This window comes from Falsochrobactrum shanghaiense (assembly GCF_003149535.1).
Lineage (GTDB): Bacteria > Pseudomonadota > Alphaproteobacteria > Rhizobiales > Rhizobiaceae > Brucella > Brucella shanghaiense.
In genome coordinates, this window is sequence record NZ_QGDB01000005.1 from 186,008 (window position 1) to 202,077 (window position 16,070).

The window sequence follows — 16,070 nt, forward strand, 5'->3', positions numbered from 1 at the left end:
CTATGTTCCGTCTTGCCCATATTTCAGACATTCATCTGTCGCCTTTGCCGCGCGTGCGATACCGCGAATTGGCATCGAAGCGCATCACCGGCTATATAAACTGGCTGCGCAACCGCAAAGGCGCGATGCATGGCACCGTGCTTGATAGCCTCATTGCCGACATGCTCACCCACAAGCCAGACCATATTGCCGTCACCGGCGATTTGGTCAATCTCGCGCTCAATCTGGAAATCGATATTGCCAATGACTGGCTTGGCACACTCGGCGAGCCGGATGATGTTTCGGTGGTGCCGGGCAACCATGACGCCTATGTTCCCGGTGCGCTCGACAAGGCGTGCCGCAAATGGGAGCCATGGATGCGCGGCGACGGCGTGGACAATAGCGGCAGGCGCGTCGAATTTCCCTATCTGCGCGCCCGTGAACAGATTGCGATGATCGGGGTCTCATCCGCACGCGCGACGGCACCTTTCATGGCCAGCGGCGATTTTCGCTCGTCGCAGGCCAGGCGGCTTGCAGCCATGCTTGATGAGGCCGGTTCACGCGGGCTTTTCCGCGTCGTCATGATCCATCATCCGCCCATTCACGGTGCGACCCCGACCCATAAGCGGCTTTATGGCATTCGCCGCTTTCAAAAGATCATTCGCAATCATGGCGCGGAACTCATTCTCCATGGCCATACGCATCTTGCCACGCGTTATGATATTGATGGCCCCCACGGCAAGGTTCCTGTAATCGGCGTTCCTTCCGCCAGCCAGAATTATGGCGGCCACAAGCCTGCCGCACGTTATAACATCTTCAATATCGACCGCAGGCCCGATGGCGGCTGGTCATGCCAATGGGAACAGCACGGCATCGAAGATGCAAGCGAGCGCATTCTCAAGCTCTCGCAACAGCAGCTTTATTGAAATAAATAGGCTTCCAGGCGCTCATGAAAAAGCGCGAACAGCACGATACAGGCAGCGATTGCGCCCAATAAGAACCAGCGAAAACCCGAGCTTGCGCTGCGTGGTTTTTCATTGCCGGTTTCCGCCGCCTGCGGATTTTCTTTTGCTGCAAAGGATGGCTCAGGCGCAGTTTCCCGCAATGAGATGACCTCGCCTTCCATCAGCCTTGCGCGTTCCACAAGGCGCTCGGCAATATACAAGGTAACGGCTTCAGCAATTTTACCGATTTCGACGCTTTCAGCGACAACAATCCGCCCAAGCCTCGTATCGCGTACGAAGCGATAGGTTCGCCGGTCACGCGCCATCATTACATGGGCCGTCGCATCGAGCCACAAACGCGGCTGCAAGCCGGAAGAAAGGGCAAAATCCCATTGCGGATCATCGAGCGGTACATCGTCGAAAACGGGTTTAAGCTCCTGCGCCAGCAGTTCCAGCCGCGCCCGGTCCGCGTCTTTCATATCCACGATGACGTCACCGCGATCAGCGGCAGCGATTTTTGCCGTGCGAATGGCTTCAGCCAGTCTGCGCGGCGTTGCTGCGGATTTATCACTCAACTCGCCCATGATCGCGCCTCACACAAGAGCACATCCCGAAAAGTGGGAACCGGTTTTCGGAAAAAGATGTGCCTAAAAGCAAAGAGATAGAGCATTTCCAGCACAAGAAGAACCCGGTTTTGCATCCGCCCAACGTTAACGTAACTTGCCATCAAGCTCCAATGAAAAAGGCGACGCAATGCGCCGCCTTGATCACGAGGATAAATCGCAACTATTAGCCAATGACACGGTTTGCAGCCGAAACCACCGCTTCCAGCGAGGCGCTAACGATGTTGTCGTTGATGCCGACACCAAACAGCTTTCCATCCGGATAGGCCATTTCGACATAGGAAATCGCCGAGGCATCGGATCCCTGCTGAAGCGAATGTTCCGAATAATCCGACACCGACATTTTCACGCCAAGATATTTTGAAAGCGCATCGACAAAACCATCGATAGGCCCGGTGCCGCGTCCTTCAATATTCTTCGTCACGCCATTATCGGTGATTTCGGCGGTCAGAATGCGGCGCCCCTTCTGCTCGGGATCGGGAAAAGTATGATGATCCACAAACTTGATGCGCGCATCGGGCTGCGTCACATAAAGCTGCTGAAACTCATCATGAATGCGCTTTGACGGCAGCTCCTTGCCTTCCTCATCGGTGATATGCTGGATGATCTCGCGGAATTCCACCTGCAGGTTGCGCGGCAGGTTGATCCCATAATCCGCTTGCAGGATATAGGCGATGCCGCCCTTGCCCGACTGCGAATTGATACGGATGATCGCTTCATAAGAGCGGCCCACATCCTGCGGATCGATAGGCAGATAAGGCACTTCCCAAATCGGCGAATTCGCCGACTTGCGCACTTTCATGCCCTTGTTGATCGCATCCTGATGCGAACCGGAAAAGGCCGTATAGACCAGTTCGCCGACATAAGGATGGCGCTCGCCAATCTTCAACTGGTTGGAATATTCGTAAACATCCTTCATCCGGTTGATGTCGGTGCAATCCAGTTTCGGATCGACGCCCTGCGTATACATATTGAGCGCCAGCGTCACCACGTCGACATTTCCGGTGCGCTCGCCATTGCCAAACAGGGTGCCCTCGACACGATCCGCGCCCGCCATCAAGCCCAGTTCGGTTGCGGCAATGCCCGTACCACGATCATTATGCGGATGCAGGGAAATGATGAGGTTCTCACGATTATCGAGATTGCGGCACATCCATTCGATCTGGTCGGCGTAGATATTCGGCGTGTTCATTTCGACCGTCGAAGGCAGATTGAGGATCAGCTTGTGCTCTGCCGTCGGCTTCACGATCTCGGTTACGGCATTGCAGATTTCCAGCGCCACTTCCAGTTCCGTGCCGGTAAAGCTTTCCGGCGAATACTGGAAGCGATAACCGCCGCCGGCTTTTGCCGCCATATCCATGATCATCTTGGCGGCATCGGTTGCAATCTGCTTGATGCCCTTGACGTCCTTTGCGAACACCACGCGACGCTGCAATTCGCTGGTGGAATTATAAAAATGGATGATCGGGGATTTCGCGCCTTCCAGCGCCTCGAAAGTCCGCGTGATCAGTTCGGGGCGGCATTGCACCAGCACCTGAAGGTCCACCTCATCAGGTACGTCGCCCTGTTCGATAGCCCAGCGGCAGAAATCAAAATCGGTCTGCGAAGCAGATGGAAAGCCGATCTCGATTTCTGGAAAGCCCATATCGACCAGAAGGCGGAACATACGCTCCTTGCGGTCATGCCCCATCGGATCGACCAGAGCCTGATTGCCGTCACGCAAATCGACCGAGCACCAGATCGGCGCTTTTTCTATACGCTTTGAAGGCCAGATACGATCTGAAAGCTGCGGCACCGGAAAAGGCGCATATTTGCTTGCTGCATCCGGCATGCCTTTAGGGCTTTTTACAGATTTGGGAGTGGGAATATTCTGGTTCATCGGTTTCTCGTTCCTCCCGGCTCGTCCGATAGCTAATACCTGCCCGGACGGCGCGGATCTCATACTTGAAAAGAATTCGGATATTGCGGAAAGGAGCAGGCGTCAGCGGGACCAGGATCGACCGCCGGACGCTCCTTTCAGCGAGCCCGGCGATCGCCGCTAAGGCCGAGGGTAAGAAGCGAGTTTAGAACGCAAACATTCACGCGCGTACCAAAGGTCGCAGCGGAGTGTCCCAAAGATGTTGCGTTTTCTATCGTCATATCACGCTTTTACACCCCGCCTTCCCGCTGTGCAAGACCGTAATTCATCCTGCCTCAAGCGAACGGGATGGCGCTTGTTCCCGGCGGCAGCTTCGCCTCGTCCTCCGGTTCGACGTGAATTACCACCCGCGCGGAGTTGAGTTCAGCTTTAAGCGCATCTTCGATACGGTCGCAGATGACATGCGCATCCCCCACGCTCATCTCTGCGGCAACAACCAGATGAAACTCGACAAAAGTCACACGACCGGCAATGCGCGTCTTGAGGTCGTGGACTTCTATCGCTCCGCCCGCATTGGCCGAAATCACATCGCGGATGCGCATTTCCTCCGCAGGTTCGACGGCAATATCCATCAATCCCTGAATGGACGTATTGATGACATGCCAGCCCTGCCAAAGAATATTGATCGCCACCAGAATGGCGAGGATCGGATCGAGCACCGCCCAGCCGGTCACGACCGCGCCGACAAGACCCGCCAGCACGCCAAAGGACGTGAACACATCGGTCATGATATGCTTGCCGTCCGCCTCCAGTGCCGGGGAGCGAAAACGCCGTCCCACGCGAATGAGAAGCGTCGCCCAGATGCAATTGATTACACTGGCGACCAGATTGATTCCCAGCCCAAGCCATGGCGCATCAAGGGTCCGCGGCGTCTGCAATGCAAACCATGCTTCCCGGACGATCAGCAATGCCGCAACGGTAATCAGAACACCTTCCACCACGGCTGAAATATATTCAGCCTTGTGATGCCCGAAGGGGTGGTTGCTGTCGGCTGGGAGATAGCTGACGCGGATTGCCCACCATGCACCGATGGCCGCAATGACATTCACGATGGATTCAAGCGCGTCGGAATAGAGCGCGACCGAGCCGGTCAGCACGAAAGCCAGATATTTCAGGCCCATAACGCCAAAAGCAATGGGAATTGACCAAACGGCTAATCGCCGCACCTTTGCACTCGCGTCCATGACGAACCTTCAATACATAATCAAAAATATGGATGCAGCCTTGGCTGCACATCCATCAGCAATGAAGCGTGCGGCCATGCCGCCAGTTTCAATTCCAGCCGCGCGCTCTTTCAGCCCTGCGATGACAAATGCTCTATAACGCAATTCCCCGCCAGTTCTAACCCTCCATCTGCCGGTTTGTGCGTTTAATTTTCTCTTGAGAATGCAATGCATTACACTTGCAAACGCTTCGCCGGTGCATATGAAAATCCAATCAGCGCAAGCAGCCAGAAAAAGCAGAACGGCCGCGGCATAAGCTGCGGCCGTCCTGCTGCTTTCAGGTCAGAGCCAGCTCTAATAATTGCTGCGGCGCGCCTTTGTGGCTGCGGCCAGATGCCTGACGACATTCTCGATCATGACCATTCCGGCATTGTGCCCCAGCGTCATGATGGATTCGGGATGAAACTGCACAGCCGCAACCGGCTCGTGCTTGTGCTCGAATGCCATGATTACCCCATCCTCCGTCTCGGCGGTCACGAGGAAATCATCAGGCAAACGCTCCGGGTCGGCAAAAATCGAGTGATAGCGCCCGACGGTCACTTCCTTCGGCAATCCCTCGAAAATACGTCCCGGTTTTGAAACCCGTATGCGTGAAGGCTTGCCATGCATTGGAATGCGCAATTGCCGCAAACTACCGCCATAGGCTTCGGCAAGCGCCTGAAGGCCCAGACACACGCCGAAGATGGGCAGTTCGCGCTTGCGCGCCTTTGCAATCGTTGCCTTGCAGTCGAAATCCTGCGGCATGCCGGGGCCCGGCGACAGAACAACCAGATCGGGCTTGATCCGGTCAAAGACCTCTTCGGCGACCGGAGTGCGCACGGTTGCAACCGTTGCCCCCGTCTGCCGGAAATAATTGGCGAGCGTATGAACGAAGGAATCTTCGTGATCCACCAGCAGGATCGAAATCCCCTCGCCCGGCTTTTCTTCCGCGAGTTCCTCGACCTCGTGATAGCTCTTTTCGGCTTCGCGCACGGCAGCGATCATGGCCGATGCCTTCAGTTCGGTTTCCGCTTCTTCTTCTGCGGGATTTGAATCGAATAACAGCGTTGCCCCGGCACGAATCTCGGCAACACCGTCCTTTATGCGAATGGTGCGCAGGGTGAGGCCCGTATTCATGTCGCCATTGAAATGCATCATCCCGATAGCGCCGCCATACCAGGCGCGCGGACTGCGCTCATTTTCTTCGAGAAACCGCATGGCCCACAATTTCGGCGCGCCTGTTACGGTCACCGCCCATGCATGGCTGAGAAAGCCGTCGAAAGCATCCATGCCATCGCGCAGACGACCCTCGATATGATCGACCGTGTGAATGAGGCGCGAATACATTTCGATCTGGCGGCGACCAATGACCCGCACCGAACCCGGTTCGCAGACGCGGCTCTTATCATTGCGATCGACATCTGAACACATGGTCAGTTCGGATTCGTCTTTTTTGGAGTTGAGCAGCTTCAGAATCTGTTCGGAATCCGAAATCGCATCCTCGCCGCGCTTGATCGTGCCCGAAATCGGGCAGGTTTCAATGCGCCGTCCATTGACGCGCACGAACATTTCCGGCGATGCGCCAACCAGATATTCATTTTCACCCAGATTGATGAAGAAGGAATAAGGCGACGGATTGATGGTCTTCAGCCGCCGGAAAATCTCCGATGGCGCAGTGTGGCAACGCTCGTAAAACGTCTGGCCCGGCACCACTTCGAACAGATCGCCGCGCTTGAAGCTTTCCTTCGCGCGCTCGACAAGTCTGGCATATTCGCCCGGTTCATGGTCCCCGCGCGGCAGGTCACGTTCGGACGGTTTGAAATTCTGCGCTGGCGTCGCGCGTTCAAGACCGTGCGTTGAGGACCCGCCGCAGGAAAACTCGTAACGGTCCACCCATGCGCGCGCGGCATAATGGTCGGCAATGAAAATTTCATCGGGGATGAACAGCACCAGATCACGCTGATCATCGGGGCGCTTGAGCTTATATTCGATGGAATCGAACTGGAACGCCAGATCATAGCCAAAAGCGCCATAAAGGCCGAGATTGGAATCTTCCTCCGAGAAGAACAGCCCCACGACTGCGCGCAGCACCGTGAAGACCGAAGGAACGCGCGAGCGTTCCTCCTCGGTGAAAACATCCGATGGTTCCGCAATGGCAAGCTCGATGCGCTTCTCATCCGCCTTGTTAATTATCACTTCTGAAAGCGCGCGCACGGTATCGAGAATCGGGCGAAGCAGGATAACGCCGCGCGCATTCAAGGCTTCGATGCGCATGGTGCGCGCCTGCGACGTAATGACGACCGGCGGGTCAACGATTGCCGTATCCCATCGCGTATAACGACCGGGATATTCATAATTGGAAGAAAAGACCGCCCCCCGACGCTCATTCAGGGCATCGATATAAGTTTCGATGGCTCCCTTATAGGCTGTCAGGTTACGCGTACGTTCGACAATAATGCCTCCCGCCGTCTCGTGCCTGAATATTTCGCTATCAGCAATCTTCGCGTTCATGATCGGCTAATCCCAAACCTTTATCGTTTCCGAACACTTCCGAAACCCGGACTTTTCTCGGGCATCGCCGGTTCCCCACGCAGCCAAACAAAAAGGCCGCCCGGATAATCCCAGCGGCCTGTTTCTCTAACGCATATGCGCAAACGCCTGCGTGGCCGCGATTAGCGAACCCACCACCAGCCATTCATGACAATGCGCGAAATGTTCATGCGTTACTGTTAGCCTTCCGGCGAGAACCTTGCAACCGGAAAATTGAGCGTCTCTGGAGGCATGTCCAGTTCCAATGCACCGTGGCCAAAGCACACTTCGACCTGACTGGATCAGATCGGCGCTCTAAATTTTCGTTTAAACGCACATCTTTTCCGAAGGTCGTTTCACACTTTTCGGGAAGCGCTCCAAACAAGAGTAGCAGCGGCTTCGGCAGCTTTACTCAAGCTGCAACGGCTCCGAAGAACGGTTTACCCGCAGGGACAACCACTATAGCGGCAACCTTTACACCATACCCGCCCCTCTTGCCTTTCTTATAATTTGCAAAAGAAAATCCGGGCCTTAGAGAGCAGCCCGGATTTTCCCTCGCCCTTAATGAGGACAATACAGACGAAGAAGCGGGTTCCTTCATCCGATAAAAGCCCGAAGGCCCGGCAGGATAAATTACTATCTATAAAATCATTTAAAGTACGCAATAACTACTATCATAGGTTGTATTTAATTACAACCTTTAAGTGTTGTGCCGTTTTTTCGGACTCATGGCTGGGTAACTGCTGGTTTTATAAACACTATTATCATTTTAGCTTGCTTCACGGAGCGATTTCGGATTCATTTGCCCCGCCTTGAAAATACAAGAAAAGAGCCATCCTGAAAGGTGGCCCTACGGGAACGAACAATGAAACAGATCGATGCGGTGGATAGAAGCATTCTAAATGCGCTGCAGGATAATGGCCGCTTGACGAATACCGAGCTTGCCGAGCGCGTCAATCTTTCGCAAACCGCCACCGCCGAACGCGTCAAACGACTGACCCGCGAGGGCTATATTCTTGGCTATTCGGCACGGTTGTGCCCCAAAATGCTTGATCGGTCCATGCTGGTCTTCATCGAGATCAAACTTGATCGGACGACCGCCGACGTTTTCGAGATCTTTTCATCCTTCACCCGCAACAATCCCGATATTCTGGAATGTCATATGGTGGCTGGCGGCTTTGACTATCTGATCAAGGCCCGCATAGCCGACATGGACCACTATCGGCGCTTTTTGTCAGAAGCATTGTTGGCTCTTCCGGGTGTGCGCGAATCTCATACTTATGCCGTCATGGAAGAGGTCAAGGAAACCGCTCATATTGCGGTGTAAAGCCCGGTCGATGTCAGTGAAATGAGAGCAGTTCAGCTTTCGATAGCATAGCCATCTTGTCAAAGACAGATTGCGGGTATATACCCGCATCATGACGCATCCATGCTTCTGCACTCTTTTGCGCCAGGCCGCACGCAGAACCTCGACAATCTATGACGAGGCGCTGGCGCCGCTTGGCATTAATGTGGCCCAGTTCAGCCTGCTGCGGCGGCTCAACCGCGCCGGAAAGCTGTCGCTGACCGAGCTTGCGCGGGCAGCCGAACTCGACCGCTCAACCGTAGGCCGCAATGCCAAAGTGTTACAGCGCATGGAACTGATTGCGCCCGTAGATGGTGAGGATCATCGCGAAACCAAGGTCGGGCTTACCGACAAGGGCCGCGGTATCCTGTCACGCGGCGCGCCGCTCTGGGATAGGGCACAAGAAGAAATTGAAACGAAGCTCGGAAATGACGGTGCCGATAACTTGCAGGCGCTCCTTCGGGCCCTGTGACACATGCTTGCAATGACCTCATGACCGCCTCTCCGTGTGGTCCAACCTGAAAGCCCCAAGATGATTTCTGCCCGCCTTGCAGCCTTCCTCGCCCAGAGAAACATCCATTATGGATGGATCATCGCAGGCGTAACCTTCCTCACCATGCTGGCAACGGCAGCGGCGATGGGCTCGGCGGGCATATTGATCGATCCGCTTCAGAGCGAGTTCGGCTGGACGAACGCCGATATTTCCTTCGCCATGGCGCTGCGTCTGGTGCTGTTTGGGCTGATGGGGCCGTTCGCTGCCGCTTTCATGAACCAGTTCGGGCTGCGCCGCGTCGTGGTCGCCGCCCTGCTTATGATTTCGTCAGGGCTGATCGGCTCCATGTTCATGACGCAGCAATGGCAGATGGTTGCGCTTTGGGGCGTAATCATCGGTCTTGGCACCGGCATGACGGCGCTGGTTCTGGGTGCGACGGTGGCCGCACGCTGGTTTGAAAAGCGGCGCGGATTGGTCGTCGGCATGATGACCGCAAGCAATGCGACCGGACAGCTCATCTTCATGCCTATTCTGGCTGGCGTAAGCCAGAATATCGGCTGGCGTCCCGCGCTCGCCATTGTCATCGTATTTCTGCTCGCAGCCCTGCTGCTGGTCCTCGCCCTCATGCGCGACAACCCTGCCGATATAGGTCTTAAACCTTTCGGTCGCACCGCTCCCATGCCCGCGCCTGAACCGCGCAAGAACTTCCTTTCCATGCTGGTTTCGCCTCTTGTCACCTTGCGCGAAGCCTCCTCCACGATGACGTTCTGGGTGCTTTTCATTACCTTTTTCGTCTGCGGTTTTTCCACCAATGGCCTTATCCAGACGCACTGGATTGCCCTTTGCGGCGATTTCGGCATCGTGCCCGTGGGGGCGGCGGGCATTCTCGCAGTTATCGGCGCCTTCGACCTCATCGGCACGATCGGCTCGGGCTGGCTTACCGACCGCTTCGATAATCGCTGGCTGCTTTTCTGGTTCTATGCGCTGCGCGGCCTCTCGCTCATCTACCTCACATTCACCGATTTCTCGGTCTATGAGCTTGCCCTCTTTGCGGTCTTCTATGGCCTCGACTGGGTGGCGACGGTTCCTCCGACGGTAAAAATCGCAGCCGAACATTTTGGCCCTGAAAAAGCAGGCATGGTTTTTGGATGGGTCTTTACCGGCCATCAGGTCGGTGCCGCAGCTGCCGCCGCTTTCGCCGGTTTCGTGCGCACCGACTATGACAGTTACACGCCCGCACTTATTCTCGCAGGAGCGCTGTGCATCGCGGCAGCATCGCTGGTGTTTCTCCTCAAGCGCCCGGCCCGCCGCAGCCCGGCCTTGCAACCATCATAACAGCGCATCGCCCCAATCGGCGCGGCGCGCCCAGCGGAAGAGATCGCCATCGCGCCTGGTCACCAGCCGCTCCTGGGCCGTGCCATCCTGATTGCAAAGCTTGAGCGCGACCTTGCCGCCGCCAACACGCCTGGGGGCAATGACGCGCGCCGCCACATCTGCTGTTTTTTCCCGCGAAGCAGCAAGATAGACGAATTTCTCGTCTTCCCACGGCACTTCCGCGTCCTTGGTGAGACGATGAATGCGCGAGCGGGCAACACGCCGTGAAAAATGACACCAGTCGGGAGCAGCGATGGGGCACTCCCGCTGATGCACGCAAGGGGCTGCAATATGCGCGCCCTTCGCAAGAAGAGCCTCGCGCGCAGCCAGAATCCGCTGCCAGCCTGCGGGGGTGCCCGGCTCTATAATGACCAGCATGCTGCGGGCCGCGGCCCATAGCTGCCCGATAAGAGCCGCACGTTCCGCAGGCGCAAGTTCATCGAGCACATAAGCAATGGTGACAAGATCAGCCTGCGGAAAATCGAGTTTTTCCCGAACCACATCACCGGCCCGCCATTGCGTTTCCAGCCCGACATGCCGGGCAAGATTGCTGCCGACGTCCCTAATGGAAGAACTCGCTTCGATCATTATCGCCGAAGTCAGATCAGGCCAGCAATCCTTGACTGCCCAAAGAGCGGTCCCCGGTCCCGACCCTATGTCGAGCAGGCTTCGGGGTGAAAAACCGGGGCAAATCCCGGCCACGCCTTCAAGGCTCGCACGCACCGCCGCATAGGTCGCCGGCAAACGTGCCGCCAGATAGGCTTTCGCAGCCAGTTCATCTGAAATATGCAGCCGTCCGTCACGCGTTTCCGCACGATAGCGCCGCGAAAGCACATCCGAAGCACGCTTGAGATCGGCAAGTGCTACCCCCTCAAGAGCCGTATCCACAGCCTGACGCAGAGCTGAAGGCAACTCCATCGATCAGCGCTCCAGCACCTGTTTTATGTCCACCAGATTGGACCGCACCCGCAGGATATAAAAGCCCATTGTCGTCAGATGCGACGGTGTCAGCCACGCATCGGGATTGCCATTGGATACGATGAAGGGCTGCATATTGAGTGCGGAACGCAGCTGTTTTTCCATTTCATCCCAGACGCCGTCAAGGTGCTTTTCCGCAAGCACGCTCCTGAAATCGGAATGCGCCGCGCGCAACAGGCCGTAATAGGCATAGAGCTGCCCATAGGCGAACCAGAAGCGGTCATCCGCACGCGTATCAAACCAGCCCGCATGATAATTTTCAGCCCGGTCTTTCAGGATCGCCGAAGTGGAACCAAGATCGCTCGCGATACGATCGACGAACTGAATGAGATTGTCGGCACGCGCATCAAAGGTTGCCTGGCAGTTTTCCAGCCGCATATTGAATGCGCGTAAATCCTTGATCGCCGAACGATAATAGCTCGGCGACGGCGTCTTGGGACCAAATGGACTAAGGCCGAAATACCATGCGTCTTCGGCAAATTGCAGATTGCCGCGTGCTTTTTGCAGATCGCTGTCGATTTGCGACGTGCCGCGCAAGCGGCCGATATTATCCACCAGTTCAATGGCCGTGCGTCGCACAGCCGCGTGGATGCCGCGCTGGAACGACGCCTTGTTATCGAGGAACGGGGTACGATCCCAATCAAGACCGAAGAAGCCAAGCTTGTAAAGCAGCATGGAAGAAATCCATGCATTCTGATTGACGTTGAAATCGGTCAGATCGGCAGCAACTTCGGCGATGGCAGAAAGCGAGCATTTGCGCGCAGTCGCCGGAACCTGCGCGGCTTGCAACGGCTGCGCGTCGGATGCTTCGTTGGTCTCAGGCTCGCTCGCATTCCCGCCTTCCGGAGCCGCATCATTATCACCGGCGGCAGGCGCGGACGGTTCCGGAACCGAGGCCAATGGAGCAGGTGCCGTCTGCACCAGTTCCCCCGGCGTCGTAGCGCTTTCATAGCTGTATTTGGCCGGATAATCCGGATTGAAATTGCTCCAGACCTGCGTTTGCCAGATGAAATAGCCATAAAGACCGGCAGAACCCAGAACCACGATAGCTATGGCGATTTTCCATATGATCCCGAATTGAAGATAAAGCCGCCATAAAGCGCCCAACGGCACGGCAATCAAACGGGCTAACGCGGCGATAAAACGCCCAAGGAAGGATAAAACGCCCTGCACTGCATCCCACACGGTTACACACCCTTCCTGCCGTCAGGCCCATCCGAAATCTATGCCAATCACATAGAGTGCCGCAAAGAATTCGACAACCGCGAACATGAAAAGCGTGAAATTTAGGTGATGTTTTTTACTTCCATGGGTTGAAACGGAGCCGTCTATCCGTAACATGGCCGCACTTCGCGCTGCTTCGGCTTGCAGCTCTTATCGATACAATCCCGTGACCGGCCCCTTGCCGGGGTTCATAAAATAGTTGAATCTCACTAAAATGTCGCAATCGGACTTGTTTTCGCCGCTTGAATACTTGATCGGCGAGATCATTGATATTTGCTAAAGTCGGAACCGGAACAACAATTAAACCCGTCAAAGCGGCCCCGGTAAATGGAGAGAACAATGAAGTCCACATCAACGCAACCGCTCAAGCGCATCTTGGGCGCTCTCACCGTCACGACAGCTATTTTAGCGATACCCGCAAGCGGCCTTGCGGCAGAGCCGGAAAGCTGCTCCACCATTCGTTTTTCCGATGTGGGCTGGACCGACATTACGTCCACGACTGCTGTGGCTACGGAGGTTCTCAAAGGTCTTGGCTATAAGACCGACATCAAGGTTCTATCCGTGCCGGTCACTTATGCCTCGCTGAGCAAGAAGGATATTGACGTCTTTCTGGGTTATTGGAACCCGTCCATGACGGCCGATCTGCAACCCTATCTCGATGACAAGACCGTCGAGACCTTGCGCACGAACCTTACCGGCGCAAAATATACGCTCGCCGTGCCGCAATATACCTATGACGAAGGTTTGAAAGATTTCAAAGACATAGCCAATTTCAAGGACCAGCTTGGCGGCAAGATTTACGGTATCGAACCGGGCAATGACGGCAATCGCCTCATCCTCGATATGATCGGCAAGGATGCCTTTGGCCTCAAATCCTTCGAACTTGCGGAATCGTCCGAGCAGGGCATGCTCGCACAGGTCGGAAGAAGCGTCAGAAGCAAACAGCCAATCGTCTTTCTGGCATGGGAGCCTCACCCCATGAACAAGCGCTTTGAAATCGCCTATCTGACAGGCGGCGACGAGTTTTTCGGCCCCAATCTGGGCGGCGCCACCGTCGAGACGAATATACGTGCGGGCTACGCGCAGGAATGCCCGAATGTCGGCAAATTCCTTAGCAATCTCGAATTCCAGCTTGAAATGGAAAACGAAATCATGGGCAAGATTCTGGACGATGGCGAGGAGCCGGCAAAAGCCGCAACCGATTGGCTCAAGGCCAATCCCGCCATACTCGATCAGTGGCTTGCAGGTGTAACCACTGTCGATGGCAAGGAAGGTCTTCCTGCCGTCAAGGCGGAACTCGGTCTTTAACCGTGTACACACCAAACCCATGCACCCAATTGGGTGCATGGGTTTCAATCTCTTTATTATACATCATACTTCCATAAGAACGCAGCAGGAGACCTGATCGTTGAACTGGCTGACGGACTATAAAATTCCGGTCGGATCGACCGCCAAATCGGTGGTCGACTGGCTGACCGATAATATGGGCAGCTTTTTCGACGCGCTCGCCGCCGTCATGCAGAGCATGATCGATGCACTTCTTTTCGTTCTGAAATTACCCCATCCCCTGTTGCTGATCGTAATTTTTGCAATCATCGCATGGCTCATCCAGCGCCGTATTTCGGTTGTGATCCTAACAATTATCGGCTTCCTGTTCATTCTCAATCAGGGCTATTGGGACCGTACGCTCGAAACACTGACCCTTGTGCTCTCGGCCTGCTTTCTGTGCATGGCCATCGGCGTTCCACTGGGGATCGCAGCCGCCCATCGCCCTGCGCTTTATGCGGCCTTGCGGCCAGTTCTCGACCTCATGCAGACATTGCCGACATTCGTCTATCTAATTCCGGCGATTGTCTTTTTTGGCATCGGCATGGTGCCCGGATTGCTGGCGACGGCGGTATTCGTGCTCCCCGCCCCTGTGCGCCTGACCCATCTCGGCATTTCGTCCACACCATCGTCGCTCATTGAAGCGGGCGAAGCCTTTGGCGCTTCCCGCTCGCAACTCTTGTGGAAAATCGAGCTGCCCTATGCCATGCCGCAAATTCTTGCGGGGCTTACTCAGACCATCATGCTGTCGCTCTCCATGGTCGTGATTGCAGCCCTTGTGGGCGCTGACGGGCTTGGCGTGCCGGTCGTTCGTGCGCTCAATTCCGTCAACACCGCGCTTGGTTTCGAAGCAGGGCTGGTCATCGTCGTCGTCGCCATCATTCTCGATCGCATCTTCCGCGCCGGACGTCAGCAATAGGATTCCTTGACGATGACCATTATCGCTCTTGAAGATGTCAGCATCATTTTCGGCAAACAAACCGATGAAGCGCTACGGCTCGCCGATTCCGGGGCCTCGCGCTCGCAAATTCAGTCACAGACCAGCCTTGTCCTTGGCGTGCATAATTGTACGCTCAACATCGAAGAAGGCGAAATTCTTGTCCTGATGGGCCTTTCCGGCTCTGGAAAATCCACGCTCTTGCGCGCCATCAACCGGCTGAACCCGATCTCGCGGGGCCGCGTTCTCATTCGTGATGGCGATGAACGCACCATTGATGTGGGCCAGGCAAATCGCAAGACATTGCGCTATCTGCGCACCGAGCTTGTCTCGATGGTGTTTCAGCAGTTCAGCTTGCTGCCATGGCGCTCGGTCGAGGAAAATGTGGCCTTCGGGCTGGAGCTGTCCGGCATGGGCAAGGAAGAGCGCTTGTCTCAGGCGCGCCAGCAATTGCAGCTGGTCGGCCTTCAGGACTGGGCGGAACATAAGGTGAGCGAACTTTCCGGCGGCATGCAGCAGCGTGTCGGTCTCGCCCGCGCCTTTGCCACCGGCGCGCCAATTCTTCTCATGGATGAGCCTTTCTCAGCCCTTGATCCGCTGATCCGCACGCGCTTGCAGGACGAACTCCTCGCGCTCCAGTCGCGACTGAAAAAAACCATTGTCTTTGTAAGCCATGATCTCGATGAGGCCATGAAAATCGGCAACCGCATCGCCATTCTTGAGGGCGGGCATATCGTGCAATGCGGTACGCCGCAGGAGATTCTTCTATATCCCGCCAATCAATATGTCGCCGATTTCGTCGCCCATATGAACCCGCTCGGCGTGCTGCGTGCAGGCGACATCATGGTCCCCTATGACCGCCATGCACAGCAGCCCCGCCCTTTCGCAGCCACGGCACAGCGCAAAACGCTGATACGCGACCTCATGAGCGCCATTGCAAACAGCAGCGGCGATGTCGGCATCGTCGAAAATGGTGCCATTATCGGCAAGATCTCTGCCGACGATATAGTGCGCGCACTGGCCTGGCATCAGCAGCGCGCGCAGCAATAAAAAATGCCGCTCATCAAAGCGGCATTTTTTCCCGTTGCAGCTAAAGCATGTCGCCCGAAAGTGGGGACCGGTTTCGGGATAACGATATGCGTAAAAACAAGAACTTAAAGCGTAAGGAGCGAATCTGAAAGATCGCGACACGCTTTAG

The 16,070-nt window shown here is 55.7% G+C and carries 13 protein-coding genes; 7 read left to right on the forward strand and 6 right to left on the reverse strand.

Features of this window, described 5'->3' with window-relative positions:
• Window positions 1-2: 2 nt before the first annotated feature.
• Complete coding sequence (locus tag DKP76_RS13860) at window positions 3-905, forward strand: metallophosphoesterase family protein (RefSeq protein ID WP_109707392.1); 903 nt, start codon at window positions 3-5, stop codon at window positions 903-905.
• Here the strand turns inward: DKP76_RS13860 and DKP76_RS13865 are convergent.
• The 4 genes from DKP76_RS13865 to DKP76_RS13885 all read right to left on the reverse strand — a co-directional run bounded on the left by DKP76_RS13865 (window position 899) and on the right by DKP76_RS13885 (window position 7,177).
• On the reverse strand, window positions 899-1,507 hold the full coding sequence (locus DKP76_RS13865; protein ID WP_109707393.1) for a hypothetical protein: 609 nt from the start codon (window positions 1,505-1,507) through the stop codon (window positions 899-901). The genes DKP76_RS13860 and DKP76_RS13865 overlap by 7 nt on opposite strands.
• 205 nt (window positions 1,508-1,712) lie before the next feature.
• On the reverse strand, window positions 1,713-3,425 hold the full coding sequence (leuA, locus tag DKP76_RS13870; RefSeq protein ID WP_109707394.1) for a 2-isopropylmalate synthase: 1,713 nt from the start codon (window positions 3,423-3,425) through the stop codon (window positions 1,713-1,715).
• 314 nt (window positions 3,426-3,739) lie between these two features.
• Window positions 3,740-4,648, reverse strand: a complete 909-nt coding sequence (locus tag DKP76_RS13875) for a cation diffusion facilitator family transporter (protein ID WP_109707395.1) — start codon at window positions 4,646-4,648, stop codon at window positions 3,740-3,742.
• Between the two features lie 333 nt (window positions 4,649-4,981).
• The gene (locus DKP76_RS13885; RefSeq protein ID WP_109707397.1) at window positions 4,982-7,177 is read right to left on the reverse strand and encodes an anthranilate synthase component I; all 2,196 of its coding nucleotides are present in this window, start codon (window positions 7,175-7,177) and stop codon (window positions 4,982-4,984) included.
• Between the two features lie 883 nt (window positions 7,178-8,060).
• On the opposite strand from DKP76_RS13885, the gene DKP76_RS13895 reads away from it, so the two are divergent.
• From DKP76_RS13895 to DKP76_RS13905, 3 genes are all read left to right on the forward strand, one after another.
• Complete coding sequence (locus tag DKP76_RS13895; RefSeq protein ID WP_109707398.1) at window positions 8,061-8,522, forward strand: Lrp/AsnC ligand binding domain-containing protein; 462 nt, start codon at window positions 8,061-8,063, stop codon at window positions 8,520-8,522.
• A gap of 91 nt (window positions 8,523-8,613) precedes the next feature.
• Complete coding sequence (locus DKP76_RS13900) at window positions 8,614-9,012, forward strand: MarR family winged helix-turn-helix transcriptional regulator (RefSeq protein WP_109707399.1); 399 nt, start codon at window positions 8,614-8,616, stop codon at window positions 9,010-9,012.
• Between the two features lie 60 nt (window positions 9,013-9,072).
• Window positions 9,073-10,368 (forward strand): MFS transporter, encoded by a 1,296-nt coding sequence (locus DKP76_RS13905; RefSeq protein WP_109707400.1) that lies wholly within the window; start codon window positions 9,073-9,075, stop codon window positions 10,366-10,368.
• On the opposite strand, the gene DKP76_RS13910 is transcribed toward DKP76_RS13905, so the two are convergent.
• Together DKP76_RS13910 and DKP76_RS13915 are read right to left on the reverse strand one after the other, a co-directional pair.
• A complete protein-coding gene (locus DKP76_RS13910) occupies window positions 10,363-11,325 on the reverse strand; it encodes a small ribosomal subunit Rsm22 family protein (protein ID WP_109707401.1) in 963 nt (320 codons plus the stop codon). The two genes, DKP76_RS13905 and DKP76_RS13910, sit on opposite strands and share 6 nt — an antisense overlap.
• Before the next feature lie 3 nt (window positions 11,326-11,328).
• Window positions 11,329-12,570, reverse strand: coding sequence for a DUF2333 family protein (locus tag DKP76_RS13915; RefSeq protein ID WP_109707402.1), 1,242 nt, complete (start codon window positions 12,568-12,570; stop codon window positions 11,329-11,331).
• A gap of 378 nt (window positions 12,571-12,948) precedes the next feature.
• Between DKP76_RS13915 and DKP76_RS13920 the strand changes: the two genes are divergently transcribed.
• The 3 genes from DKP76_RS13920 to choV all read left to right on the forward strand — a co-directional run bounded on the left by DKP76_RS13920 (window position 12,949) and on the right by choV (window position 15,922).
• Complete coding sequence (locus DKP76_RS13920) at window positions 12,949-13,917, forward strand: choline ABC transporter substrate-binding protein (protein WP_109707403.1); 969 nt, start codon at window positions 12,949-12,951, stop codon at window positions 13,915-13,917.
• 100 nt (window positions 13,918-14,017) lie between these two features.
• Window positions 14,018-14,854, forward strand: coding sequence for a choline ABC transporter permease subunit (choW, locus tag DKP76_RS13925; protein WP_109707404.1), 837 nt, complete (start codon window positions 14,018-14,020; stop codon window positions 14,852-14,854).
• Between the two features lie 12 nt (window positions 14,855-14,866).
• Window positions 14,867-15,922, forward strand: coding sequence for a choline ABC transporter ATP-binding protein (gene choV, locus DKP76_RS13930; protein WP_109707405.1), 1,056 nt, complete (start codon window positions 14,867-14,869; stop codon window positions 15,920-15,922).
• The last annotated feature ends 148 nt before the right edge of the window (window positions 15,923-16,070 follow it).

Excerpts from the sequence above, each read along its gene's own strand:
- DKP76_RS13860 (WP_109707392.1), top strand. The coding sequence starts at position 3 with ATGTTCCGTCTTGCCCATATTTCAGACATTCATCTGTCGCCTTTGCCG.
- DKP76_RS13865 (WP_109707393.1), bottom strand. The coding sequence starts at position 1,507 with ATGGGCGAGTTGAGTGATAAATCCGCAGCAACGCCGCGCAGACTGGCT.
- leuA (WP_109707394.1), bottom strand. The coding sequence starts at position 3,425 with ATGAACCAGAATATTCCCACTCCCAAATCTGTAAAAAGCCCTAAAGGC.
- DKP76_RS13875 (WP_109707395.1), bottom strand. The coding sequence starts at position 4,648 with ATGGACGCGAGTGCAAAGGTGCGGCGATTAGCCGTTTGGTCAATTCCC.
- DKP76_RS13885 (WP_109707397.1), bottom strand. The coding sequence starts at position 7,177 with ATGAACGCGAAGATTGCTGATAGCGAAATATTCAGGCACGAGACGGCG.
- DKP76_RS13895 (WP_109707398.1), top strand. The coding sequence starts at position 8,061 with ATGAAACAGATCGATGCGGTGGATAGAAGCATTCTAAATGCGCTGCAG.
- DKP76_RS13900 (WP_109707399.1), top strand. The coding sequence starts at position 8,614 with ATGACGCATCCATGCTTCTGCACTCTTTTGCGCCAGGCCGCACGCAGA.
- DKP76_RS13905 (WP_109707400.1), top strand. The coding sequence starts at position 9,073 with ATGATTTCTGCCCGCCTTGCAGCCTTCCTCGCCCAGAGAAACATCCAT.
- DKP76_RS13910 (WP_109707401.1), bottom strand. The coding sequence starts at position 11,325 with ATGGAGTTGCCTTCAGCTCTGCGTCAGGCTGTGGATACGGCTCTTGAG.
- DKP76_RS13920 (WP_109707403.1), top strand. The coding sequence starts at position 12,949 with ATGAAGTCCACATCAACGCAACCGCTCAAGCGCATCTTGGGCGCTCTC.
- choV (WP_109707405.1), top strand. The coding sequence starts at position 14,867 with ATGACCATTATCGCTCTTGAAGATGTCAGCATCATTTTCGGCAAACAA.